Raw genomic sequence first — 18441 nt, forward strand, 5'->3', positions numbered from 1 at the left:
TTGTTAAATGAGAATTGAAATCGAATCCGATTTGTTAATTATTCTCATTTGTTTGTATAATGTTCAAAATTTTTTAGGGTTAGTTGCGTGCGATTATCTGATTTGAAAGTGAAACAAAGCGCAGTCATTCATAAGGTACATCGTAACCAGAATGGCAACAATGCTCCGGCTGATTTAGTCGCTAGCCGTTTAGAGACTTTGGGTTTTGTTCCCGGAACAAAAGTACAGGTGATTACCAAAGGTATTTTTGGTGGTGACCCGATTTTAATTCAAATTGGGTTTACTCGTTTCGCACTGCGAAAAGTAGAAGCTGAAAAAGTGGAAATAGCAATGGAAGGGGCATCAGCATGAGTGATGCGTTACGTATTGCCCTCGTTGGTAATCCAAACTGTGGTAAAACTTCATTATTCAATCATTTAACGGGCACACGTCAGAAAGTTGCAAACTATGCTGGGGTAACGGTTGAGCGTAAAGTTGGTCAATTTACGTTGCCATCGGGTAAATCTGTTCGAGTTTTGGATTTGCCGGGGACATATAGCTTAGAAGCGACGAGTCCTGATGAAGCCATTACGCGTGATGTCGTGCAAGGTAAAATTGCAGAAGAAGGGCATCAAGATGTCTTTTTATGTGTAGTTGATGCGACAAACTTAAAATTGCACCTCGGTTTGGTCATGGAAATGATCGATTTGGGTCGTCCAATTTTACTTGTCCTCAACATGATGGATGAAGCACGTCGTCGTGGCATGCAAATCAATACCCAAAAGCTGTCTCAGCGTTTGGGTGTGCCTGTCGTAGAAACCGTTGCTGTACGTAATGCGGGTATTGAAAACTTAATGGGTGCTTTGGATGCTGAAGGTTTCAGAAAACCAGATGCGTCATTAAGTGATACCAATCTTTCTGGGACTAACCACGAAAAAATTGAACAAATTTTAAAAGACGTGGTGATGTTTGTTGATCATGAAGATAAACGCTCAGACTTCCTTGATAAAATTTTTCTACATCCAGTCTTTGGTTTAATTACCTTAGCGGTGATGATGTTTATTATCTTCCAAGCGGTGTTTGCATGGGCTGCGCCGTTTATGGACGGTATTGAAACCTTCTTCGGTTGGTTCGGTGAATTAGTCGGTGAACACATTTCACATCCACTACTGAACAGCTTGGTCGTTGATGGGATCATTGCTGGTGCAGGCGGTGTAGTGGTGTTCTTGCCGCAGATTTTAATTTTATTCTTCTTTATTTTGGTTTTAGAAGAATCAGGTTATTTACCACGTGCAGCATTCTTGCTAGATAAGCTGATGTTTAAAGCGGGTTTGAGTGGACGTGCTTTTATTCCTTTGCTGTCGAGCTTTGCCTGTGCTGTACCGGGCATTATGGCAACCCGGAGTATTCAAGACCCCCGAGATCGTCTGGTCACGATTTTAGTTGCGCCGTTGATGACGTGTTCGGCACGTTTACCGGTTTATGCCTTGCTGATCTCAGCATTTATTCCACAGCAAATGGTCTGGGGCGTCTTTAACTTACAAGGCTTGGTGTTATTTGCATTATATGCAGCAGGGATTGTGAGTGCCTTAATTGTGGCAACAGTGCTGAAATTCTTCCAAAAAGATAAATCACAGCATGCCTTATTGATGGAACTTCCAAGCTACCGTTTCCCAGATATTAAGAGTGTTTGGATTGGTTTACTGGACCGTGCCAAGATCTTCTTGAAGCGTGTTGGTGGCATCATCTTCGCTTTATCAATTTTATTATGGTTCTTGTGTACTTTCCCGCAACCGCCAGAAGGCGCAACTTTGCCGGATATTGATTATTCATTGGCAGGTATGCTTGGGCATGTATTACAACCGATCTTTGCACCATTAGGTTTTAATTGGCAGATCTGTATTGCCTTAATTCCAGCGATGGCGGCACGTGAAGTCGTTGTGGCGGCATTGGGTACGGTGTATGCCTTGTCTGCAACAGATGAAGATGCCATGTCTCAAGGTCTGGCAAATTTAATTAGTAGCGATGGGTCATTGGGTTGGTCATTGGCAACCGGTCTATCATTATTGGTATGGTTTATTTATGCGCCACATTGCTTGGCGACACTGGCGACAGTTAAACGTGAAACTGGCTCCTTGAAAACGGTGAGTTTCATGACTATCTATTTATTTGGTTTGGCTTATCTAATGGCATTCATCACGTATCAAATTGCAACACGCTATTTTGGATCGTGAATTGTGAATGGCAAAAGCTGAACAAAGGAGAGAGACATGCTTGAATCAATAATTATTGCGGTATTGGTGATTTGGAGTGCTGTCGTGGTGTTTAAGAAGGTATTTCCAAAAACATCGAACTCAGTCTTCACAACTTTTTCTGAGCACTGTGCAAACCGTGGTTGGAACAGTTTAGCCAAATGGTTAAAGCCCAAAATGGCCGCAGGCTGTGCAGGCGGTTGTGGATGTTCAGCTTCGGATAATCCATCTGCAAAAAAAGCTGAAGTACAAGCGGTGAAATGGAAATAAGCTCACCGTCAATTGCTTGAAGAAACCGCCCAAGATGGGCGGTTTTTTTACGAGCGGACACAAAAAAACTGCGAGAAAGTGAAAACATAAAAAGCATTCAAAACAGCAAAGTGCTAACATTTTGTCAGATTTAAAAACCGACCAAAAAATGGGGCGAAAATGTTAATACAGCGTGGTGGATTGAAGGTTGTTGCCGGATTAGGGATTTCTGGTGTTTCCGCAGTGAATTTCTTACATAGCCATGGCTACCGCGTTGCAGTCACCGATTCACGAGCAGTCCCACCGGGTCATGATCAAATTCCAAGTGATGTACAAACTAGTTTCGGTCAGTTGGATCAAGATTTATTACTCCAAGCAGAAGAAATTATTATCAGCCCGGGGCTAGATCCAAAATTACCGCAAATTCAGGCGGCCATTGCAGCCAACATTCCTGTGGTTTCAGAAATTCAAATTTTACGTCGTGCGACAGATAAGCCAATTGTTGCAATTACAGGTTCGAATGCGAAAAGTACCGTAACGACTTTATTTGGTCTTATGGCAGCAGATGCAGGCAAAAAAGTGGCAGTGGGTGGAAACTTGGGCCGTCCAGCTTTGGATCTCACCAAAGATGATCCTGAGCTTTATGTTTTAGAGCTTTCAAGTTTTCAATTAGAAACCACGTCGAACTTGGCAGCAGAAGTGGCTGTTGTGTTGAACATGAGTGAAGACCATTTGGACCGTCATGGCGATATGATGGGCTATCACACTGCGAAGCATCGTATTTTCCAAGCGGTGAAAAAAGTGGTGTATAACCGTGATGACTCATTAACACGTCCATTGGTTCCAGATATTACTCCAATGCAAAGCTTTGGCCTAAATGCACCAGATATGAATCAGTTCGGTATTTTACGTGATACTGATGGCACAATTTGGTTGGCACGTGGTCGTGAGCGGTTACTGAAAAGTGCAGACATGTATATCCAAGGGACACATAATGTGGCAAACGCCTTGGCATGTTTAGCTTTGGGTGAAGCGATTGGTTTGCCCCTAGAAGGCATGTTGGAAACTTTGAAAACATTTAAAGGTTTAGAGCACCGCTGTGAATTTGTCAAAGAAGTGCATGGTGTTCGTTATTATAATGACTCTAAAGGCACCAATATTGGTGCGACTTTAGCTGCGATTGATGGTCTAGGTGCTGCGATTGAAGCCAAAGGCGGTAAAGTTGCGATTATTTTAGGTGGTCAAGGCAAAGGGCAGGACTTTACTGCGCTGCGTGATTCACTTTCAAAATATGCCAAAGTTGCGGTATTGATTGGTGAAGATCGTCCAATTATTGAAAAAGCGGTTGAAGGGACAACCACGCTGATTCATGCTGAAAGTTTGAAACAAGCGGTTGAGCTGTGCCAACAAAATGCGGTAGCCAATGATGTGGTGTTATTGTCTCCAGCGTGCGCAAGTTTTGATATGTTTAAAGGCTACAGTGAGCGTGGACACCAATTTGTTGATTGTGTGAATGCACTCGTTTAAAAGAATGATAAGGAAAGTTGTATGGCTGGGTTAGCTCAGGCGACCATAAATAGAATAAATGAAGTTGTAGAGCGTTGGATTCCTCGGTTACCTGCCGAGGTCAACGTGCGCAATGTTCTGGTGTTCTGTGTTTTGGCATTGTTGTGTATTGGTTCGATCATGGTGGCATCTGCATCGATGCCTTATGCAGAACGCATGCATGAAAATGCCTTTCATTACATTTCACGACACGGTATTTCGATTGCCGCTGCCGCCGCCGCCGCCTATATCGCCTATAAAGTGCCGTTGAATGTTTGGTTTAACAACACCTTCTTTTTATGGATTATCACGATTATCTTACTGGCTGCTGTATTGGCTGTCGGGACAGAGGTCAATGGTTCTAAACGTTGGATTCGTATTGCTGGTTTCACCTTACAGGCTTCGGAAGTCGCCAAAGTCATGATGGCGATATTTACCGCGGACTATGTGGTACGACGTGCTGAAGAAGTTCGCAATAACATCAAGGGCTTGGTACGATTGGCAGTGATTATGGCTGCAACTGTCGGTTTAGTCATGGCAGAGCCTGATTTAGGGGCGACGGTGGTGATTGCCTTAACTATGCTAGGGGTATTCTTCCTCGCAGGTGCACCGTTGATTCAGTTCGCAATTGCCTTTGGTGCGATCATCATGGCCTTTGTGTTCTTGATTTTATTTGAACCTTATCGTTTAGAACGTTTGATGTCCTTCTCAAATCCATGGAATGATCCATTAGGCGCAGGCTATCAGTTGTCCAATGCATTAATGGCTTTTGGTCGCGGTGAATGGTTTGGTGTCGGCTTGGGTCATAGTATTCAAAAAATGTCGTATTTACCTGAGGCACATACCGACTTCATGTTGGCGGTTTTGGGCGAAGAATTTGGCTTCTTTGGGATTTTGACCGTATTGACGCTGTCATTTGTGATGTTGGTCTGCTGTATTCGCATTGGTCATCGTGCTTTACGTCATCAATACTTACGTGCAGGCTACTTGGCTTATGGCATTAGTATTATCTTCTTGCTGCAAATTTTGGTGAATGCCGGCATGAACATGGGCATGCTTCCTACCAAAGGTTTGACCTTACCGTTTATTAGTTATGGGGGGTCTTCTTTGATTATCTGTGCGGTTATGGTGAGTCTGATCTTAAAGATCGATGCGACGACCAAAGAAGTAAACCCAAGTAAAGAAGAATCAAGCTTCTAAATTGGTATCTCGTTGCGGATCGGGAGATGCATGGTGGAGGACACTGGCTGGCATCTCCGTTCCACAATGGAGACATTTGACCAAGCTCGCCTTGGCTTTAGAAAGGGGAATCAATGGAATAAAAAATAAAGAAAAATAATTACGTTGCTGTTTTAACTCATACTGAGTTCTGCTTCGGCAGACAGGGCAAGTAAATTGGCTCTTTTCAATGACTTTGGTTTTCGGACCAACTCCAAAAATAAAAAACATTAGGCTCTCCAATGGTCGATTGATCACTTTATTAAAGCATAATTCAATTGAAAATCGAGTGATTGGCTTAGATCAATATTTGGGTTTATTGATAGATTTGAGGCAATGCTGTGCCATGGGGAATATGTTGAATATCCCACTGCGCAATCGCCTGTTGCAGCATAATACGCGGCGTGTCTAAGTCGACTGGCGGTTGGTGTAGGGCCTGCAATGCTTGTTGCAATAAAGATGCTGCTTTTTTTAAATCAAGAGCTTGAGCCATATTCTGTTTTGACAGTTTTTGTCCCTGATTATTCATTGCCAATGGCAAGTGCATGTATTCAAGGCGTGGATAACCCAAAACCTGTCCGAGCCAAATTTGACGTTCGGTATTGTCCAAAAGATCAGCTCCACGTACGACATGGGTCATCCCTTGTAGGTAGTCATCCACCACGACAGCAAGTTGATAATTGATAATGCCATCACGGCGTTTTAAGACAAAGTCACCCAAATCCTGTTGCAGATTGGAGCAATGCGTCCCTTGTAAGCGGTCGGTAAAACAAATGTTCTGTGCATCGACTTTGATTCGAATGGCCTGATCCTGAAGGGGAAGGCCGAGATTGCGACATGTGCCTTGATAGATATGATTCGAACCAAGCATTTTTCGGGTGCATTGACAAGCATAGATCAAGTCTTGGGAATACAAATGTGCAATGACTTCCTCATAGATTTCTAAGCGGTCTTTTTGGAAAATGATCTCGGCATCTGGTTCGAATTGAAATGCATCAATACAACGTAAGATATGTTCTTCGCTGCCGGGAAATATACGTGGAATGTCGGTATCTTCGATACGAACCACCCATTGCCCCTGATGGGCACGGGCATCGCAGTAGCTTGCGACTGCTGTAATTAAAGAGCCAAAATGCAAAGGGCCGGTTGGCGATGGCGCAAACCGACCCACGTAATGCTCTGCAGCTTTCCCTCCCTTATCTAAAGGGAGGGCTAGAGAGGAATTACTCAACACAGAATTAACCGTTATTTTGCTTCTCTTTGATCTCTGCAAGTGTTTTGCAGTCGATACATAAAGTCGCTGTTGGACGCGCTTCTAAGCGACGTAAACCAATTTCGATACCACACGTTTCACAGAAGCCGTAGTCATCATTTTTGATCGCTTCAATTGACTGTTCAATTTTACGGATCAGTTTACGTTCACGGTCACGTGTACGAAGTTCAATCGCAAATTCTTCTTCTTGCGTTGCACGGTCGTTCACATCTGGAAGCGCAGTATTTTCGTCTTGCATGGTATTCAAAGTACGGTCTACTTCAGACATTAACTCAGCTTTCCACGCCAATAAGATGTGACGGAAATGCTCAAGTTGCCCTTCAGACATGTATTCTTCATTCTTTTTAGGCTGATAAGGTTCAATACCAAATAAGCTTGCAGTAGAACCACCTTCAGTCGCCTTTGGCTTTGATTTGCGCACGCGTTTGGTAGACTTTTCGTCTACTACATCAGTTTGTTCGTCTAAGACTTGATTTTGGTTGTCATTCGCCATGTAGGGCATTCCTCATCATATGCATATATCTATACGCAAAAAATATGGTGATATGCAAGTTTTTTATCCACCCAACACAGAGTTTCCTTCTGTGGGGGTCGTCATCATATAGACTTTTTCTGCTTATTGATAGTCTTTGATGTTTGGATTCTAACTATCACTTTTCCTTTAGAAGCCATAAAGTAAAGCAAAAAAATCAAATTGAAAAGTTAATAACCTGAAATTTCAACATTAATTTGAGGTTGCTTTAATTTGACCCGAACAACTTCAGTTTTAAATTCACCATTATCATTCAGATAGAGTGCACGATACCCTGGTAAAGCCTCATCTAAGGCAAAATTTTCACTATGCGGTTTGAACTGAACACTGGTCGAAGGCGTCGATAAAAACTGAATATTACGCCATTGATTAGACGAGTCTTGATGTACGTGTCCGCATAGTACAATTTTGACATTGTCATGGCGTGAAAGCACATCTATGAGATGTTCAGCGTTCTTTAGTTTATGCTGATCTATCCAATGCGATTGCATGGCAAAAGGGTGGTGGTGGCATGCCACAATGATATGTTGCTGTGGGTGTGCTGTGAGTAACTGATCTAATTGTTCCAACTGCTGTTGTGATACCCAACCATCCACTTTTCCTTTAACCGCACTGTTCAGTAAAATCAGACACCAATTGCCTAATGCGATGCAGTGAGCACGATCTTCCTGTTGATGAAATGGGAAGCAAGACGCTTCGTCATGGTTCCCCGGAATCTGATAAAACGGAAACGGCTGCTGTTGCATATATTCGAGATAACGCGCATAGGTACGCTCTACCGGCACTTGTGCAAGATCGCCAGTATGGACAAGCGTATCGATGTGATGATGGTTCAACTGAATTTGTTGAATCACATCGTGAAAACTCTGCTCTGGATTCATGCGGACAAATTCAAGATCTTCCTGATCCATTAAATGTGTGTCCGAGATCTGGATCAGTGTCCAGTCGTATTGTGGTGTATCCCTTAAAGTCATGTCCTTCCCCTTAGACATTCCTTGTAGTATGTATTTGTTGTTGTAACCATTGCAAGGCCATAATGACAGGTGCATTTTTTAGCCGACCATTGGTTAATAATTCAGGAATATCAGCATAGTTTAAGATATGCAATTGAATATTTTCTCCCTCATCAGGCATGCCAAAGACTCCTCCATGTTCGGGCAGTTCAGCTTCAGCACTATAAAGGTGGAATAATTCAGCACAGGCACCCGCAGAGGGATAAAAACTAAATAAATGCTGTAGTGCATCTAATTCACAGCCTGATTCTTCCAAACTTTCACGACGGATACAGCTTTCAGCAGATTCATCACCATCGAGCACGCCGGCAATGATCTCTAGTTGCCAAGGTGAAGTTTCATCATCAATCGCCCCAATGCGGAATTGTTCAATTAAGGCAAATTTTTGTTGTTGATGGCTATAAATCAGTACACCTGCTGCTTCAGGACGATGAATCAATTCACGCTGAATGGTTGGAATCATGCTGTCTTGATGGAATAAGCGGTGTCGAAGCAGAACTTTTTCAACTTGAATAAAGCCTTTATAAAGATGTTCACGCCCTTCAATGCTGTAATCTTTTTTGTTATATGTGGCCTGTTTAATAATATTCATAAGCGCTAATTAGGATGAAATCTTCCATTTCATCCTAACCGAGATTTTGTTGAATACAAAAGATTTTTTTTAAGCTTTACACTTTATGGTACAACTTTTGACCATGTTCATGATAGGCCGCTTTCATGCTCTGTAAACCTGTTTCAATTTCAGGATTAGATTCTGAAGAAGGCTGCATATCTTGCTGATTTTTTGCATAATCTCTCACATTTTGTGTGATTTTCATTGAGCAAAATTTAGGTCCACACATGGAACAAAAATGGGCCGATTTATGTGCTTCTTTCGGCATGGTTTCATCATGCATGCTGCGCGCTGTATCAGGGTCTAAGCTCAGATTAAATTGGTCTTCCCAGCGGAATTCAAAGCGTGCTTTCGACAATGCATTATCACGGGCCTGCGCACCGGGATGACCTTTGGCAAGGTCTGCGGCATGGGCTGCAATTTTGTAGGTGATAATGCCGTCTTTGACGTCTTTTTTATCTGGTAAACCAAGGTGCTCTTTCGGGGTCACATAACACAGCATCGCGGTGCCATACCAACCAATCATTGCTGCACCAATCGCAGAGGTAATGTGGTCATAGCCCGGCGCAATATCAGTGGTGAGTGGTCCAAGGGTATAGAAAGGTGCTTCTTTGCAAACCTCTAGCTGTAGATCCATATTTTCTTTGATCATGTGCATTGGGACGTGGCCTGGACCTTCAATCATGACTTGCACATCATGCTCCCATGCACGGTGAGTCAATTCACCTAAGGTGCGTAATTCACTAAATTGGGCTTCATCGTTGGCATCTTGAATACAGCCCGGACGTAAACCATCACCTAAACTGAATGACACATCATAGGCTTTCATGATTTCGCAGATTTCATCAAAATGCGTATACAGGAAGTTTTCTTCATGATGCGCTAAGCACCACTGCGCCATGATGGATCCGCCACGTGACACAATCCCTGTTAAACGGTTGGCGGTGAGTGGAACATAACGAAGCAGCACGCCTGCGTGAATCGTAAAGTAATCGACACCTTGCTCTGCTTGTTCAATCAGTGTGTCTTTGAAAATTTCCCAGGTTAAGTCTTCTGCGACACCGTCAACTTTTTCTAAAGCTTGGTAAATCGGTACGGTGCCAATGGGTACAGGTGAGTTGCGAATAATCCATTCTCGGGTTTCATGGATATTTTTACCTGTCGATAAATCCATAATGGTGTCAGCGCCCCAACGAGTTGCCCACGTCATTTTTGCCACTTCTTCATCAATGCTTGAGCCGAGCGCTGAGTTACCAATGTTGGCATTGATTTTCACCAAGAAGTTACGACCAATAATCATCGGTTCACATTCAGGATGGTTAATGTTGGCAGGGATAATGGCACGACCTTCAGCCACTTCTTGACGTACAAATTCAGGCGTGATTTCAGTTAAATTACGGGCGCCAAAATTTTGACCGGCATGTTGGCGCATATCAACACCTTCACGCTGACGTTGATTTTCACGAATCGCAATGTATTCCATTTCAGGAGTGATGATGCCTTGTTTGGCATAGTGCATTTGAGAGACATTGTGTCCACGACGAGCGCGACGGGGTTTTGAAATATGCGCAAAACGAATCTCTGCAGTACGAATATCTCGAAGACGCTCTTGTCCAAATTTTGAAGTTAAGGTATCGAGTATTTCCGTATCATTTCGAGACTCGATCCAAGATTCACGGACATTAGGTAGACCTTGATTCAGGTCAATTTGAATATTGGGGTCTGTATAAGCACCAGAGGTGTCATAAACCATGATCGGCAGATTTTTTTCTCCACCCAGACCTGTAGGCGTATCTGTAAGACTGATCTCACGCATTGGTACGCGAATATCTGGACGTGAGCCTTGGATATAGACTTTCTTTGATGCAGGGAGAATACGAGTGAGATCTTTAGCATCTTGTTCATGTTGAGCAGCGCGATCTGAAGCGGTGAGATTCGTTAATTGGTTCATTGCAATGATCCTTATGAATGACATCAACGAATCAAGCACGACCAAAAACGTGGCGGTTTATCTGATGGATTCACCTGAAAATAAAGGCGTAAAACCAAGAGATAAGAAGGGCTTAAGTTTTTAGATGGCTTGATTCCTACGCAGGTATTAACCTGATCAGGTTCAACGGTACTCATCCTTAAATTTAGCGAACTAAATTTAGATGATCTCAGCAGGAAATTACCTGCGCTCCGTCAAGCTTTGTGCGGATATTAGCATGAAGGCTGTTTTAAAACAGTGTTATTTTTCATCGATTTTGCAGTGCAGAATTTTGGCTAGGCACATGTGCAATTGAACTTGCATTGGCTAAGTAGAGGACTGATTTACACAGATGGCGTCACTAAAACAGTCTTTCTTATAATGCGGATCAGGATTGCGGACACCAATTAAATTCAACAGCTGCGCTTCTGATCGCTGATTAGATGCAGCAGTATTTTGATCTAATAATTTTAAAAATAAACGCGCCTGATCTGCCAATTTGGAGTTTTTTAATTGAGCCAAGCGTTCAATTTCTTCTAAAGAACTGGCTTGAATACTGAGGCGGTCTGAAAAATCATTGGAAACTGGACTATGTGCCGAACCAATAAATAACAACTGGCTATATTGATATAGTAATTGTTGTGCATCTTTTTTGTAGGGGCTATCTGGATATTGTTTGAGATAGTCTTCCCAAAAAATTGCACGTGTCGCAATCTCTTGTGGCTCAATGGCTAAACTTTGTTGCAGCAAGGCAGGTTGTGCATTTTGTTCAGCCAGTTTTTCAATAAAGACTTGCTCAGATTCTTCCATATAAGGCGCAAAAATTTTGGCTAAATATTCAGGACTGCGGCGATAGCGTAATTGTCCTTCACCTGCATCGAACAACTCCACATAAGCTTGGCCTTTATGTTTCAGTAAATACTGATCTCGGGCAGTGAGCTGCTCATAATGATTTTGTTGAATGGTGGGATGCTGAGCCATATCAAAGGCAAATTGTTCGAACGCCATTTGCTGTTGAGCTGTACGTTCAACATGTAAAAAGTTGCGATACATTTGATTGGACAAACGCAGTAATTTTTTTTGTTCGTCCGCTTTTAATAGCGGTAAGCAGACTTTGAGATCTTGGTTGATTTGTTCTAAAGCGAAAGTTGTTCGTTGATCGTCTATTTCCAGCATGTTTTTTTCAAGTTTTTTGCACAGCAAAGACAAATCGACTGCTTCTTTTTGAACAGTCTTATTGTTGGGAAACTCTGGTGCAGGTTGAGGTTCAGGCTGTTGTTGGCATCCATTCAACATACTGAAACATAAAAACATTGCACTAAACTTTGCAGGCAGCTGAAAAAATTTTGACACAGGAACTCGATGCGCTATAGAAGTGGTATTGTCCGATGGAATGTCGACTATTTTATAGATGAAACACGTGCAATATGTGTACTATTGTACAGTTCTTTGTTATAGCGTTGTGAGTAGTGTCCGAAAACGACTGAAATTATCCGGTTTTGTCGCATTTGATATAAAAAATTAATAAAAATCATACGGAAATTTGCAAGGATATGATTAGTATTTGCTTAGTTTTAGGCTTGAATATTCAATCTCGGGTATTTGAATATTAGGAATTTACAAAAAAAATGAACAAAAAAGTTGTGGTGGGTCTTTGTTTGCTTTTCACGAGTAAATGGGCGTGTGCGCTAGACCTTGTGCAAGCTTATGAACGTGCAAAACAAGAAGACCCCAATTGGCAAGCCAATAAACTACAATATGAAGCGGATAAATTGAATTTGGGGATTGCCAATGGGAACTTACTTCCAACGGTAACAATCTCCGGAAATGTGACCCGAAAAAATCAAAATTCCAACCAAAGTGGCGCTCAAGCAGGGCTGATCATGCCAGACAGCACCACAACAAGACAAATTGCGCTCACTGCCCGTCAGCCCATTTTTCGTTGGGATGCATGGGAAGGGCTGAAGCAAGTCAAGACCTCGATTAATTTAAGTGAAATTAATCTGCGGATTCAAAAACAAGATCATATTTTAAATGTTTCTGAAGCTTATTTTAATGTCCTACGCCAACAGGCATTAACGGTTGCCAACCTACAAGAAGAACAGGCGCTTTCTGAACAGCTGCGCATGATGAATGGCAAATTAAAAGAAGGCTTGGTGGCAAAAAGTGATGTCAGCGAAGCCAATGCACAATATCAAAATGCACGGGCAAACCGCATGGCAACCAATGTTCAATTGGTTTTGGCGCAGGAACAATTACAGCAATTGATTGGGCCATATCGAGAAAATTTGGCGGTGTTACGTGAAGATTTTCAGTTTGAAAAACCGATTCCAAACAATGTACAAGCGTGGGAAGAACTGGCTCAGGGGCAGAATCTAGGTATTTTACAAGCGCGTATGCAACAACGATATGCGGAAGATGGTAAACGTGTCGAAAAAGCCGCCTTATATCCTCAGATTGAAGCGGTAGGTACCTATGGGTATAACAAGCAAAGTCCACAATCCATCATGTCGCAAGATGGTCAATTTGATCAGGTGGGGATTGAAATGAACTGGAATGTGTTTAATGGTGGACGGATACAGAAATCCATTAAGCAAGCGGCGATCAATGTTGAAAAAAGCCAAGCACAGGTGGATGCAGCGATTCGAAAAGCACAAACCGATGTAAAAAAATCTTATATGCAAGTCGAAACGGATCAAAGTAAATTACAGGCACGTAAAGCTGCGATGGATTCTTCCGCGCAAGTGTCTTTGGCGTCACAAGCCCAGTACCAAGAAGGTCTGAAAACTATGGTTGATGTGCTACTGGCACAGCGTAATGCTTTTTCAGCCCGTCAAGATTATTTAAATTCCAAGTACGATTATTTAATACATGTACTGCAACTCAAAGCCTCCGTTGGGAAATTAACGGAAGCTGATTTAGTGGAAATGAATGCGTGGTTGGTCGATCAGAAAAATCAGCCATCGATCCTACTAAAGAAATAATCCATGGTCATAAAAGTTTCACAATCAATATGCTTTAATATGGCACTAAAATCTGCCGATTCAAGTTGTAGTGGAGACTCGCTTTGCCTAATAATCCTGTTTTAAACCATCACATTTCTTCGCAATTCAATGAAGAATTGCAGGATGTGCATACCAAATTTATGACCATGGGTGGTTTGGTGGAGCAACAGGTTGCAAATGCCATTCATGCCTTATTGGATACGGATGCAACGATAGCGATCGATGTTCAATTTCAAGACAATACGGTGAACCGTATGGAAACTGAAATTGATGAAGCGCTTACCCTAATTTTGGCACGTCGTCATCCTGCTGCGATTGATCTACGCATGGTGATTGCGATGTCGAAAGCCAACACCGATTTAGAACGGATTGGTGATGAAGCGGCAAAAATTGCCCGTATTGCACAAAGCTTGTGTGAAGAGGGTGGTTCACCGCGGGGTTATATGGAAACACGGCATATTGGCAACCAAGTCCGCGTGATGATTCATGATGCGCTTGATGCCTTTGCACGTTTGGATGTAGATCAGGCTTTACGTGTCCTTTTGGCCGATGCTGATATTGACCGCGAGTACCAATCGGCAACCCGTACCCTCATGACGTATATGATAGAAGATCCACGCCACATTACTCGGGTCATGAATGTACTTTGGGTGCTGCGTTCACTTGAACGTATTGGTGACCATGCTCGAAATATCTCTGAACAAGTGATTTATATGGTGAAAGGTCTAGATGTCCGTCACACCAGTGTTGAAGAAATTGAGCAAAAAGTTCAGCGTTAATGGATTAGCATCAAGATGAACGAAGCCCATCAAACGATGGGCTTTTTACGGTCTAAATTAACTATGTGTTTCTTCGTCTTCCTCAAAAGTTCGGGCAATTTTGTCAATATTTAAACTTTTCGCCATCGCATCGAAGATTTGCTTATAGGCACCTTCTTGATGGTACAAATCATGATGCTCCCCGTGTTCTACGATTTGTCCGTCTTTCATCACATAGGTGTAATCAGCATCGATAATTTGCGACAAACTATGCGAAATCATGATAACGGTACGCCCTTGCTTAATTTGATCCAGACTATTTTTAATTTGTTCAGCCGCGATCGCATCTAAACTAGCAGTCGGTTCATCCAAGAAAATAATCGGCGGATTTTTTAGGAACATACGTGCCAAGGCAATGCGCTGTTGCTGTCCACCTGAGAGCAGTAAAGCATCGGCTTCATAGGCATGTGGCAGTTTTAAGATCTGATCATGGATCGAGGCTTTCCGTGCGGCATCAAAGACTTCTTGCTCTGTAGCTGTACTTTTGCCATAGCGAATATTTTCAAAAATTGAACCTGGGAAAATATGATTTTTTTGTAAAACCAAACCAATATTTTCACGTAAATACTGCGTATCAATCTGTTCTAAATCGATGCCATCGAGTTTGATATTGCCCGCTTGAGGATGATAAAACTTATCCAGTAAGCTAATTAATGTCGATTTACCAGCGCCAGATAAACCAACCAAGGCGGTAATTTTATTTGGTTGGATGGTCATATTGATACGGTGTAATGCCTGAAAACCATTGGGATAACTAAAGTCGACATTGCTCAATTCAAATTGACCTTGAATCGGAGGTTGGGCAGTACCACTGGTTTCAATTTCATGATCCGCTTCTAAGATGTTAAAGAAGCTTTCTGAATAAATCATCGCAGAGTTAATTTCATCATAGATACGATGCAGCGAGCGAATCGGGGCAGAGACATTATTAAATAACAACACGTGATACATAATCATCCCGATACTCATTTGCCCATCCAAAACAAAATAGGCCGTCAGAATGATGATCAGCACTACACCGACCTGTTCAATAAAGGTTTTGAGTCCGTCAAAGATATAACTGGTTTGCCGTGTCTGCATCTGGTTTTCAGTCAGTGACTTTTGCAGATTTAATTGCTTTTTCGATTCGACGGCTTCTTTGTTAAAAGATTTAATGACCGTTATCGAATTGATAATACTCAGAGTACCCTGATTTTTCTTTTCAAAATTATCGCGTAGGGCACGGCGTTTGCCTGCCAGTTTTTGTGATTGTTTAAAGGTCAGCCAAAAATAAATCGGCACAATAATTGTGGCCACCACACCTACCCAAACATTGGCATAATACATTAAGCCCAGTGCAATAATCGCACTGGTAAAAAGCGGTAAAATATCAATAAAAAAGATTTGAACCAATCGTGTGAGCGAGCTGACCCCCCGATCAATTCGAGTTTGGAGCTTACCTGCTTGGTTGTCTTGTTGATCGAAGAATGCCAATCGATAGGTGATAAATTTTTCAATAATGCCTTGGGACAAATCCTGAGAAATTAAAATACGTAATTTTTCACCAAACGATTTTTGTCCAAATTGCACGATGGCATTGATGACTTCTTTTCCCAGTAAGACCACGCTGATGGTGATTAATATATGCCAACCATTGGCTAGACCGAGACCTTGTTGCAAAAGCTGATTGATGCTGTCTACGGCATATTTGAGTGTTAGGGCATTCACCTGTGCCGTAAGTGAGCCAATTAAAGTCAAGATCAGCGTCACGACCACCAGCCAGCGGTATGGCTGTACGAATGGGCGTAATTTTTGGAAAAGTTGCCACAGATTCATAAGCAATTATTTTTATTGTGAATATGAGCTTTAGTCTAAGACTGAAAATTCTATGCGACAAGTAATGACAATGTTTTGATTTGTGATGAGCGTTTTTCGGCTAAGATATTTTTTAAATGTGCTCACGACATCAGCATCACGCTGCTGTGCCAAACAGTGTTGAGTTGAACCGATGAATTTTGAATTATTTACGCCTGAACCGCATGCAAATCTGTTGCCCTATGATGGTGAAGTTGAAGATTATGGATTGATCTTCAATGCTGAAGACAGTGAAAAATATTTACACTATTTCCTCACGCAGTTGGCTTGGCAGCATGATGAAGTCATTTTGCATGGACAGTATTATCAAACGGAGCGAAAAGTGGTTTGGTATGGAGATGCTCATTATGAGTATCACTATTCAGGCATGCAAAAGCAGGCATTGATCTGGAATCCAGCTTTACTACGCTTAAAGCAACATATTGAGCAACGGGTGGGTCAGGCGTTTAATTCCTGTTTGGCCAATTTATACGAAAATGGTACGCAAGCGGTAGGGTGGCATAGTGATGATGAGCCGTCTTTACTTTCACCCACACAGCAGGTGGTGATCGCATCTTTAAGTTTTGGCGCAAGCCGAAAGTTTTGCTTTAAACATAAAAGCACCCAAGAGAAAGTACAGCTTTTACTGCAAAGTGGACAGTTGATCGTGATGCGTGGGCAAACCCAACGGTATTGGAAACATGCCCTAATGAAGTCGATGAACGTGACCGAGCCGAGGGTGAATTTAACCTTTCGTTATTTCTATGATCAACAGCCATAAAAAAAGCCCATATCTAGATGAGCTTTTTTCTTTCTCTGAGGAAGAGTATAGCGACAATCAACTGAAATCATGGAACACATGATTGAGATGACTGCTAAAGAACAATAATCATATTATGATAATATATCTGGAATTTATAATTAATAAATTCAATTAACAACATGGATTTATCAGATTAATTAAATAGCATCTTTACAATATTGCATCAGTTATGCGCAAACAGATCAGGCTTAAATGGCGTCCGATTCTTCCATCATACTGCTGTATTTTTTCTCAATACGCGCTGTACAGTCTTGCAGCATTTCTACAACTTTCTGAAAATTCATAAAATCAAAACGATTTTTAGACGCCAATAGGGTCAAAGCAAGTGGGGGTTCTTTACTGGAGAATTTAATCGGAATCGATAGGCTCGACATATTCGGGTCAACTTCACCATTGGAAAAATAATAACCCTGCTTTTTAATCTTTTTCATTTGCAGCATAAATTCTTCTTCATTATGCGCAAAACCAACTTGAGATAATTCATCTGCAAAACGGTGGTAATAATCTAAAATCCGTTGCTTGGGTAACTGGGACAAAATCACTTTAGATGATGAGCCTTTATACATCGGACGCGGGCTACCTCGACCATAAGCCAAGGCAGTATAGTCTTTGTAAAGTTCATGATGCACATCAATACAAGAGTCGATATTCAGATGCGTCAATAAGCAACAAGACTCTGTGCGTTCCACAATTTCTTTCATGAAGGGAATGCTAATTTGCACCAATGGATCGGTGGTGCGAGAAATAAAATCAAGCACAGCAATTTTTGAACCCAGTGTGTAATCGCCAGAAGTCCCACTGAGGCGCTGCAATAATTCAGCAGAAACCAGTTCTTTTAAATAGCGATAGCTCGTTGGTTTAGATAAGCCTAATTCTTCACTAATAATGTCGACATTGATGATGGGACGAGCAACTGAAAATAAGTCGAGTACGGTGAGAATTTTACCAAAACTGGAAAGCGCCATAAGAACCTGCTTGGTCACAATAAAAAATGAATCGTTAAGTTACTTTATAACAAATTGCTCGGCCTGATGTTGCGATTTTCTACACTGGAAATGAAACAAATCTGAAATATCACAGGGTTTCTTGGGTCATCCTGATAAAAGCATAGTAAAAACCTGAAATACTCATTTAAAATATAGTTGAATTATCAAAATAAGATATTTTTATTGACTTCGGTTTGTTTTTTTAGCAAAATTACTATGAAAATATCCTATATTGAATAAATATTGCCCATCTGTTCGATGCGCAGGCAATGTTGCACATTACTTTTTGTATTCAAATGGTTTGAAATACGATTTGAATCGCTTCTTTACTTA

At 41.7% G+C, this 18441-nt stretch carries 17 protein-coding genes and 1 riboswitch; of the genes, 8 read left to right on the forward strand and 9 right to left on the reverse strand.

Features of this window, described 5'->3' with window-relative positions; genetic code table 11:
* Positions 1-87 precede the first annotated feature (87 nt).
* The 5 genes from FTV04_RS04695 to ftsW all read left to right on the forward strand — a co-directional run bounded on the left by FTV04_RS04695 (position 88) and on the right by ftsW (position 5225).
* A complete protein-coding gene (locus FTV04_RS04695; protein WP_180088853.1) occupies positions 88-351 on the forward strand; it encodes a FeoA family protein in 264 nt (87 codons plus the stop codon).
* Positions 348-2213, forward strand: a complete 1866-nt coding sequence (gene feoB, locus FTV04_RS04700) for a ferrous iron transport protein B (RefSeq protein WP_078192582.1) — start codon at positions 348-350, stop codon at positions 2211-2213. The genes FTV04_RS04695 and feoB overlap by 4 nt, the downstream gene beginning before the upstream one ends.
* 36 nt (positions 2214-2249) lie before the next feature.
* Complete coding sequence (locus tag FTV04_RS04705) at positions 2250-2501, forward strand: DUF6587 family protein (RefSeq protein WP_180035955.1); 252 nt, start codon at positions 2250-2252, stop codon at positions 2499-2501.
* A 159-nt stretch (positions 2502-2660) separates the two neighbouring features.
* The gene (gene murD / locus FTV04_RS04710; protein ID WP_180039946.1) at positions 2661-4007 is read left to right on the forward strand and encodes a UDP-N-acetylmuramoyl-L-alanine--D-glutamate ligase; all 1347 of its coding nucleotides are present in this window, start codon (positions 2661-2663) and stop codon (positions 4005-4007) included.
* 21 nt (positions 4008-4028) lie between these two features.
* Positions 4029-5225: a putative lipid II flippase FtsW gene (ftsW, locus tag FTV04_RS04715; protein WP_180088855.1), complete on the forward strand. Its 1197-nt coding sequence runs from the start codon at positions 4029-4031 to the stop codon at positions 5223-5225.
* Here ftsW and FTV04_RS04720 read toward each other — a convergent pair.
* The 7 genes from FTV04_RS04720 to FTV04_RS04750 all read right to left on the reverse strand — a co-directional run bounded on the left by FTV04_RS04720 (position 5214) and on the right by FTV04_RS04750 (position 11957).
* A complete protein-coding gene (locus tag FTV04_RS04720) occupies positions 5214-5474 on the reverse strand; it encodes a zinc-ribbon domain-containing protein (RefSeq protein ID WP_078189439.1) in 261 nt (86 codons plus the stop codon). The genes ftsW and FTV04_RS04720 overlap by 12 nt on opposite strands.
* Before the next feature lie 85 nt (positions 5475-5559).
* A complete protein-coding gene (gene gluQRS, locus FTV04_RS04725; RefSeq protein ID WP_373684694.1) occupies positions 5560-6477 on the reverse strand; it encodes a tRNA glutamyl-Q(34) synthetase GluQRS in 918 nt (305 codons plus the stop codon).
* 4 nt (positions 6478-6481) lie between these two features.
* Positions 6482-7009, reverse strand: coding sequence for an RNA polymerase-binding protein DksA (gene dksA / locus FTV04_RS04730; protein WP_078189438.1), 528 nt, complete (start codon positions 7007-7009; stop codon positions 6482-6484).
* A 209-nt stretch (positions 7010-7218) separates the two neighbouring features.
* Entirely contained in the window at positions 7219-8022 is an 804-nt protein-coding gene (gene cpdA, locus FTV04_RS04735; RefSeq protein ID WP_078192576.1) for a 3',5'-cyclic-AMP phosphodiesterase, read from the reverse strand.
* Between the two features lie 10 nt (positions 8023-8032).
* Positions 8033-8653, reverse strand: coding sequence for an NUDIX domain-containing protein (locus FTV04_RS04740; protein ID WP_180039952.1), 621 nt, complete (start codon positions 8651-8653; stop codon positions 8033-8035).
* Between the two features lie 76 nt (positions 8654-8729).
* Positions 8730-10625, reverse strand: coding sequence for a phosphomethylpyrimidine synthase ThiC (gene thiC / locus FTV04_RS04745; protein ID WP_180088859.1), 1896 nt, complete (start codon positions 10623-10625; stop codon positions 8730-8732).
* A 116-nt stretch (positions 10626-10741) separates the two neighbouring features.
* A riboswitch (TPP riboswitch) is annotated at positions 10742-10868 on the reverse strand.
* A gap of 102 nt (positions 10869-10970) precedes the next feature.
* Positions 10971-11957, reverse strand: coding sequence for a hypothetical protein (locus FTV04_RS04750; RefSeq protein ID WP_180004716.1), 987 nt, complete (start codon positions 11955-11957; stop codon positions 10971-10973).
* Positions 11958-12271: 314 nt separating this feature from the next.
* Between FTV04_RS04750 and FTV04_RS04755 the strand changes: the two genes are divergently transcribed.
* Both FTV04_RS04755 and phoU read left to right on the forward strand, forming a co-directional pair.
* Positions 12272-13627 carry a TolC family outer membrane protein gene (locus tag FTV04_RS04755; RefSeq protein WP_180088861.1) on the forward strand — a complete coding sequence of 452 codons (1356 nt, stop codon included), beginning with the start codon at positions 12272-12274 and terminating at the stop codon, positions 13625-13627.
* Between the two features lie 83 nt (positions 13628-13710).
* Entirely contained in the window at positions 13711-14427 is a 717-nt protein-coding gene (phoU, locus tag FTV04_RS04760; RefSeq protein ID WP_180088863.1) for a phosphate signaling complex protein PhoU, read from the forward strand.
* A 57-nt stretch (positions 14428-14484) separates the two neighbouring features.
* Here phoU and FTV04_RS04765 read toward each other — a convergent pair whose 3' ends face one another.
* The gene (locus FTV04_RS04765; RefSeq protein WP_180088865.1) at positions 14485-16281 is read right to left on the reverse strand and encodes an ABC transporter ATP-binding protein; all 1797 of its coding nucleotides are present in this window, start codon (positions 16279-16281) and stop codon (positions 14485-14487) included.
* A 172-nt stretch (positions 16282-16453) separates the two neighbouring features.
* Here FTV04_RS04765 and FTV04_RS04770 point away from each other — a divergent pair, with 172 nt between their 5' ends.
* Positions 16454-17080 (forward strand): alpha-ketoglutarate-dependent dioxygenase AlkB, encoded by a 627-nt coding sequence (locus tag FTV04_RS04770; protein ID WP_180088867.1) that lies wholly within the window; start codon positions 16454-16456, stop codon positions 17078-17080.
* Positions 17081-17310: 230 nt separating this feature from the next.
* Here FTV04_RS04770 and FTV04_RS04775 read toward each other — a convergent pair whose 3' ends face one another.
* Positions 17311-18087 carry an IclR family transcriptional regulator gene (locus tag FTV04_RS04775; protein WP_168378212.1) on the reverse strand — a complete coding sequence of 259 codons (777 nt, stop codon included), beginning with the start codon at positions 18085-18087 and terminating at the stop codon, positions 17311-17313.
* Between the last annotated feature and the right edge of the window lie 354 nt (positions 18088-18441).

The organism is Acinetobacter sp. YH12219 (genome assembly GCF_013417875.1).
GTDB lineage: Bacteria > Pseudomonadota > Gammaproteobacteria > Pseudomonadales > Moraxellaceae > Acinetobacter > Acinetobacter amyesii.

Coding starts and splice junctions, on each gene's coding strand:
- feoB (WP_078192582.1), top strand. CDS start 348: ATGAGTGATGCGTTACGTATTGCCCTCGTTGGTAATCCAAACTGTGGT.
- FTV04_RS04705 (WP_180035955.1), top strand. CDS start 2,250: ATGCTTGAATCAATAATTATTGCGGTATTGGTGATTTGGAGTGCTGTC.
- murD (WP_180039946.1), top strand. CDS start 2,661: ATGTTAATACAGCGTGGTGGATTGAAGGTTGTTGCCGGATTAGGGATT.
- ftsW (WP_180088855.1), top strand. CDS start 4,029: ATGGCTGGGTTAGCTCAGGCGACCATAAATAGAATAAATGAAGTTGTA.
- FTV04_RS04720 (WP_078189439.1), bottom strand. CDS start 5,474: ATGTTTTTTATTTTTGGAGTTGGTCCGAAAACCAAAGTCATTGAAAAG.
- dksA (WP_078189438.1), bottom strand. CDS start 7,009: ATGGCGAATGACAACCAAAATCAAGTCTTAGACGAACAAACTGATGTA.
- cpdA (WP_078192576.1), bottom strand. CDS start 8,022: ATGACTTTAAGGGATACACCACAATACGACTGGACACTGATCCAGATC.
- FTV04_RS04740 (WP_180039952.1), bottom strand. CDS start 8,653: ATGAATATTATTAAACAGGCCACATATAACAAAAAAGATTACAGCATT.
- thiC (WP_180088859.1), bottom strand. CDS start 10,625: ATGAACCAATTAACGAATCTCACCGCTTCAGATCGCGCTGCTCAACAT.
- FTV04_RS04750 (WP_180004716.1), bottom strand. CDS start 11,957: ATGTTTTTATGTTTCAGTATGTTGAATGGATGCCAACAACAGCCTGAA.
- FTV04_RS04755 (WP_180088861.1), top strand. CDS start 12,272: ATGAACAAAAAAGTTGTGGTGGGTCTTTGTTTGCTTTTCACGAGTAAA.
- FTV04_RS04765 (WP_180088865.1), bottom strand. CDS start 16,281: ATGAATCTGTGGCAACTTTTCCAAAAATTACGCCCATTCGTACAGCCA.
- FTV04_RS04770 (WP_180088867.1), top strand. CDS start 16,454: ATGAATTTTGAATTATTTACGCCTGAACCGCATGCAAATCTGTTGCCC.
- FTV04_RS04775 (WP_168378212.1), bottom strand. CDS start 18,087: ATGGCGCTTTCCAGTTTTGGTAAAATTCTCACCGTACTCGACTTATTT.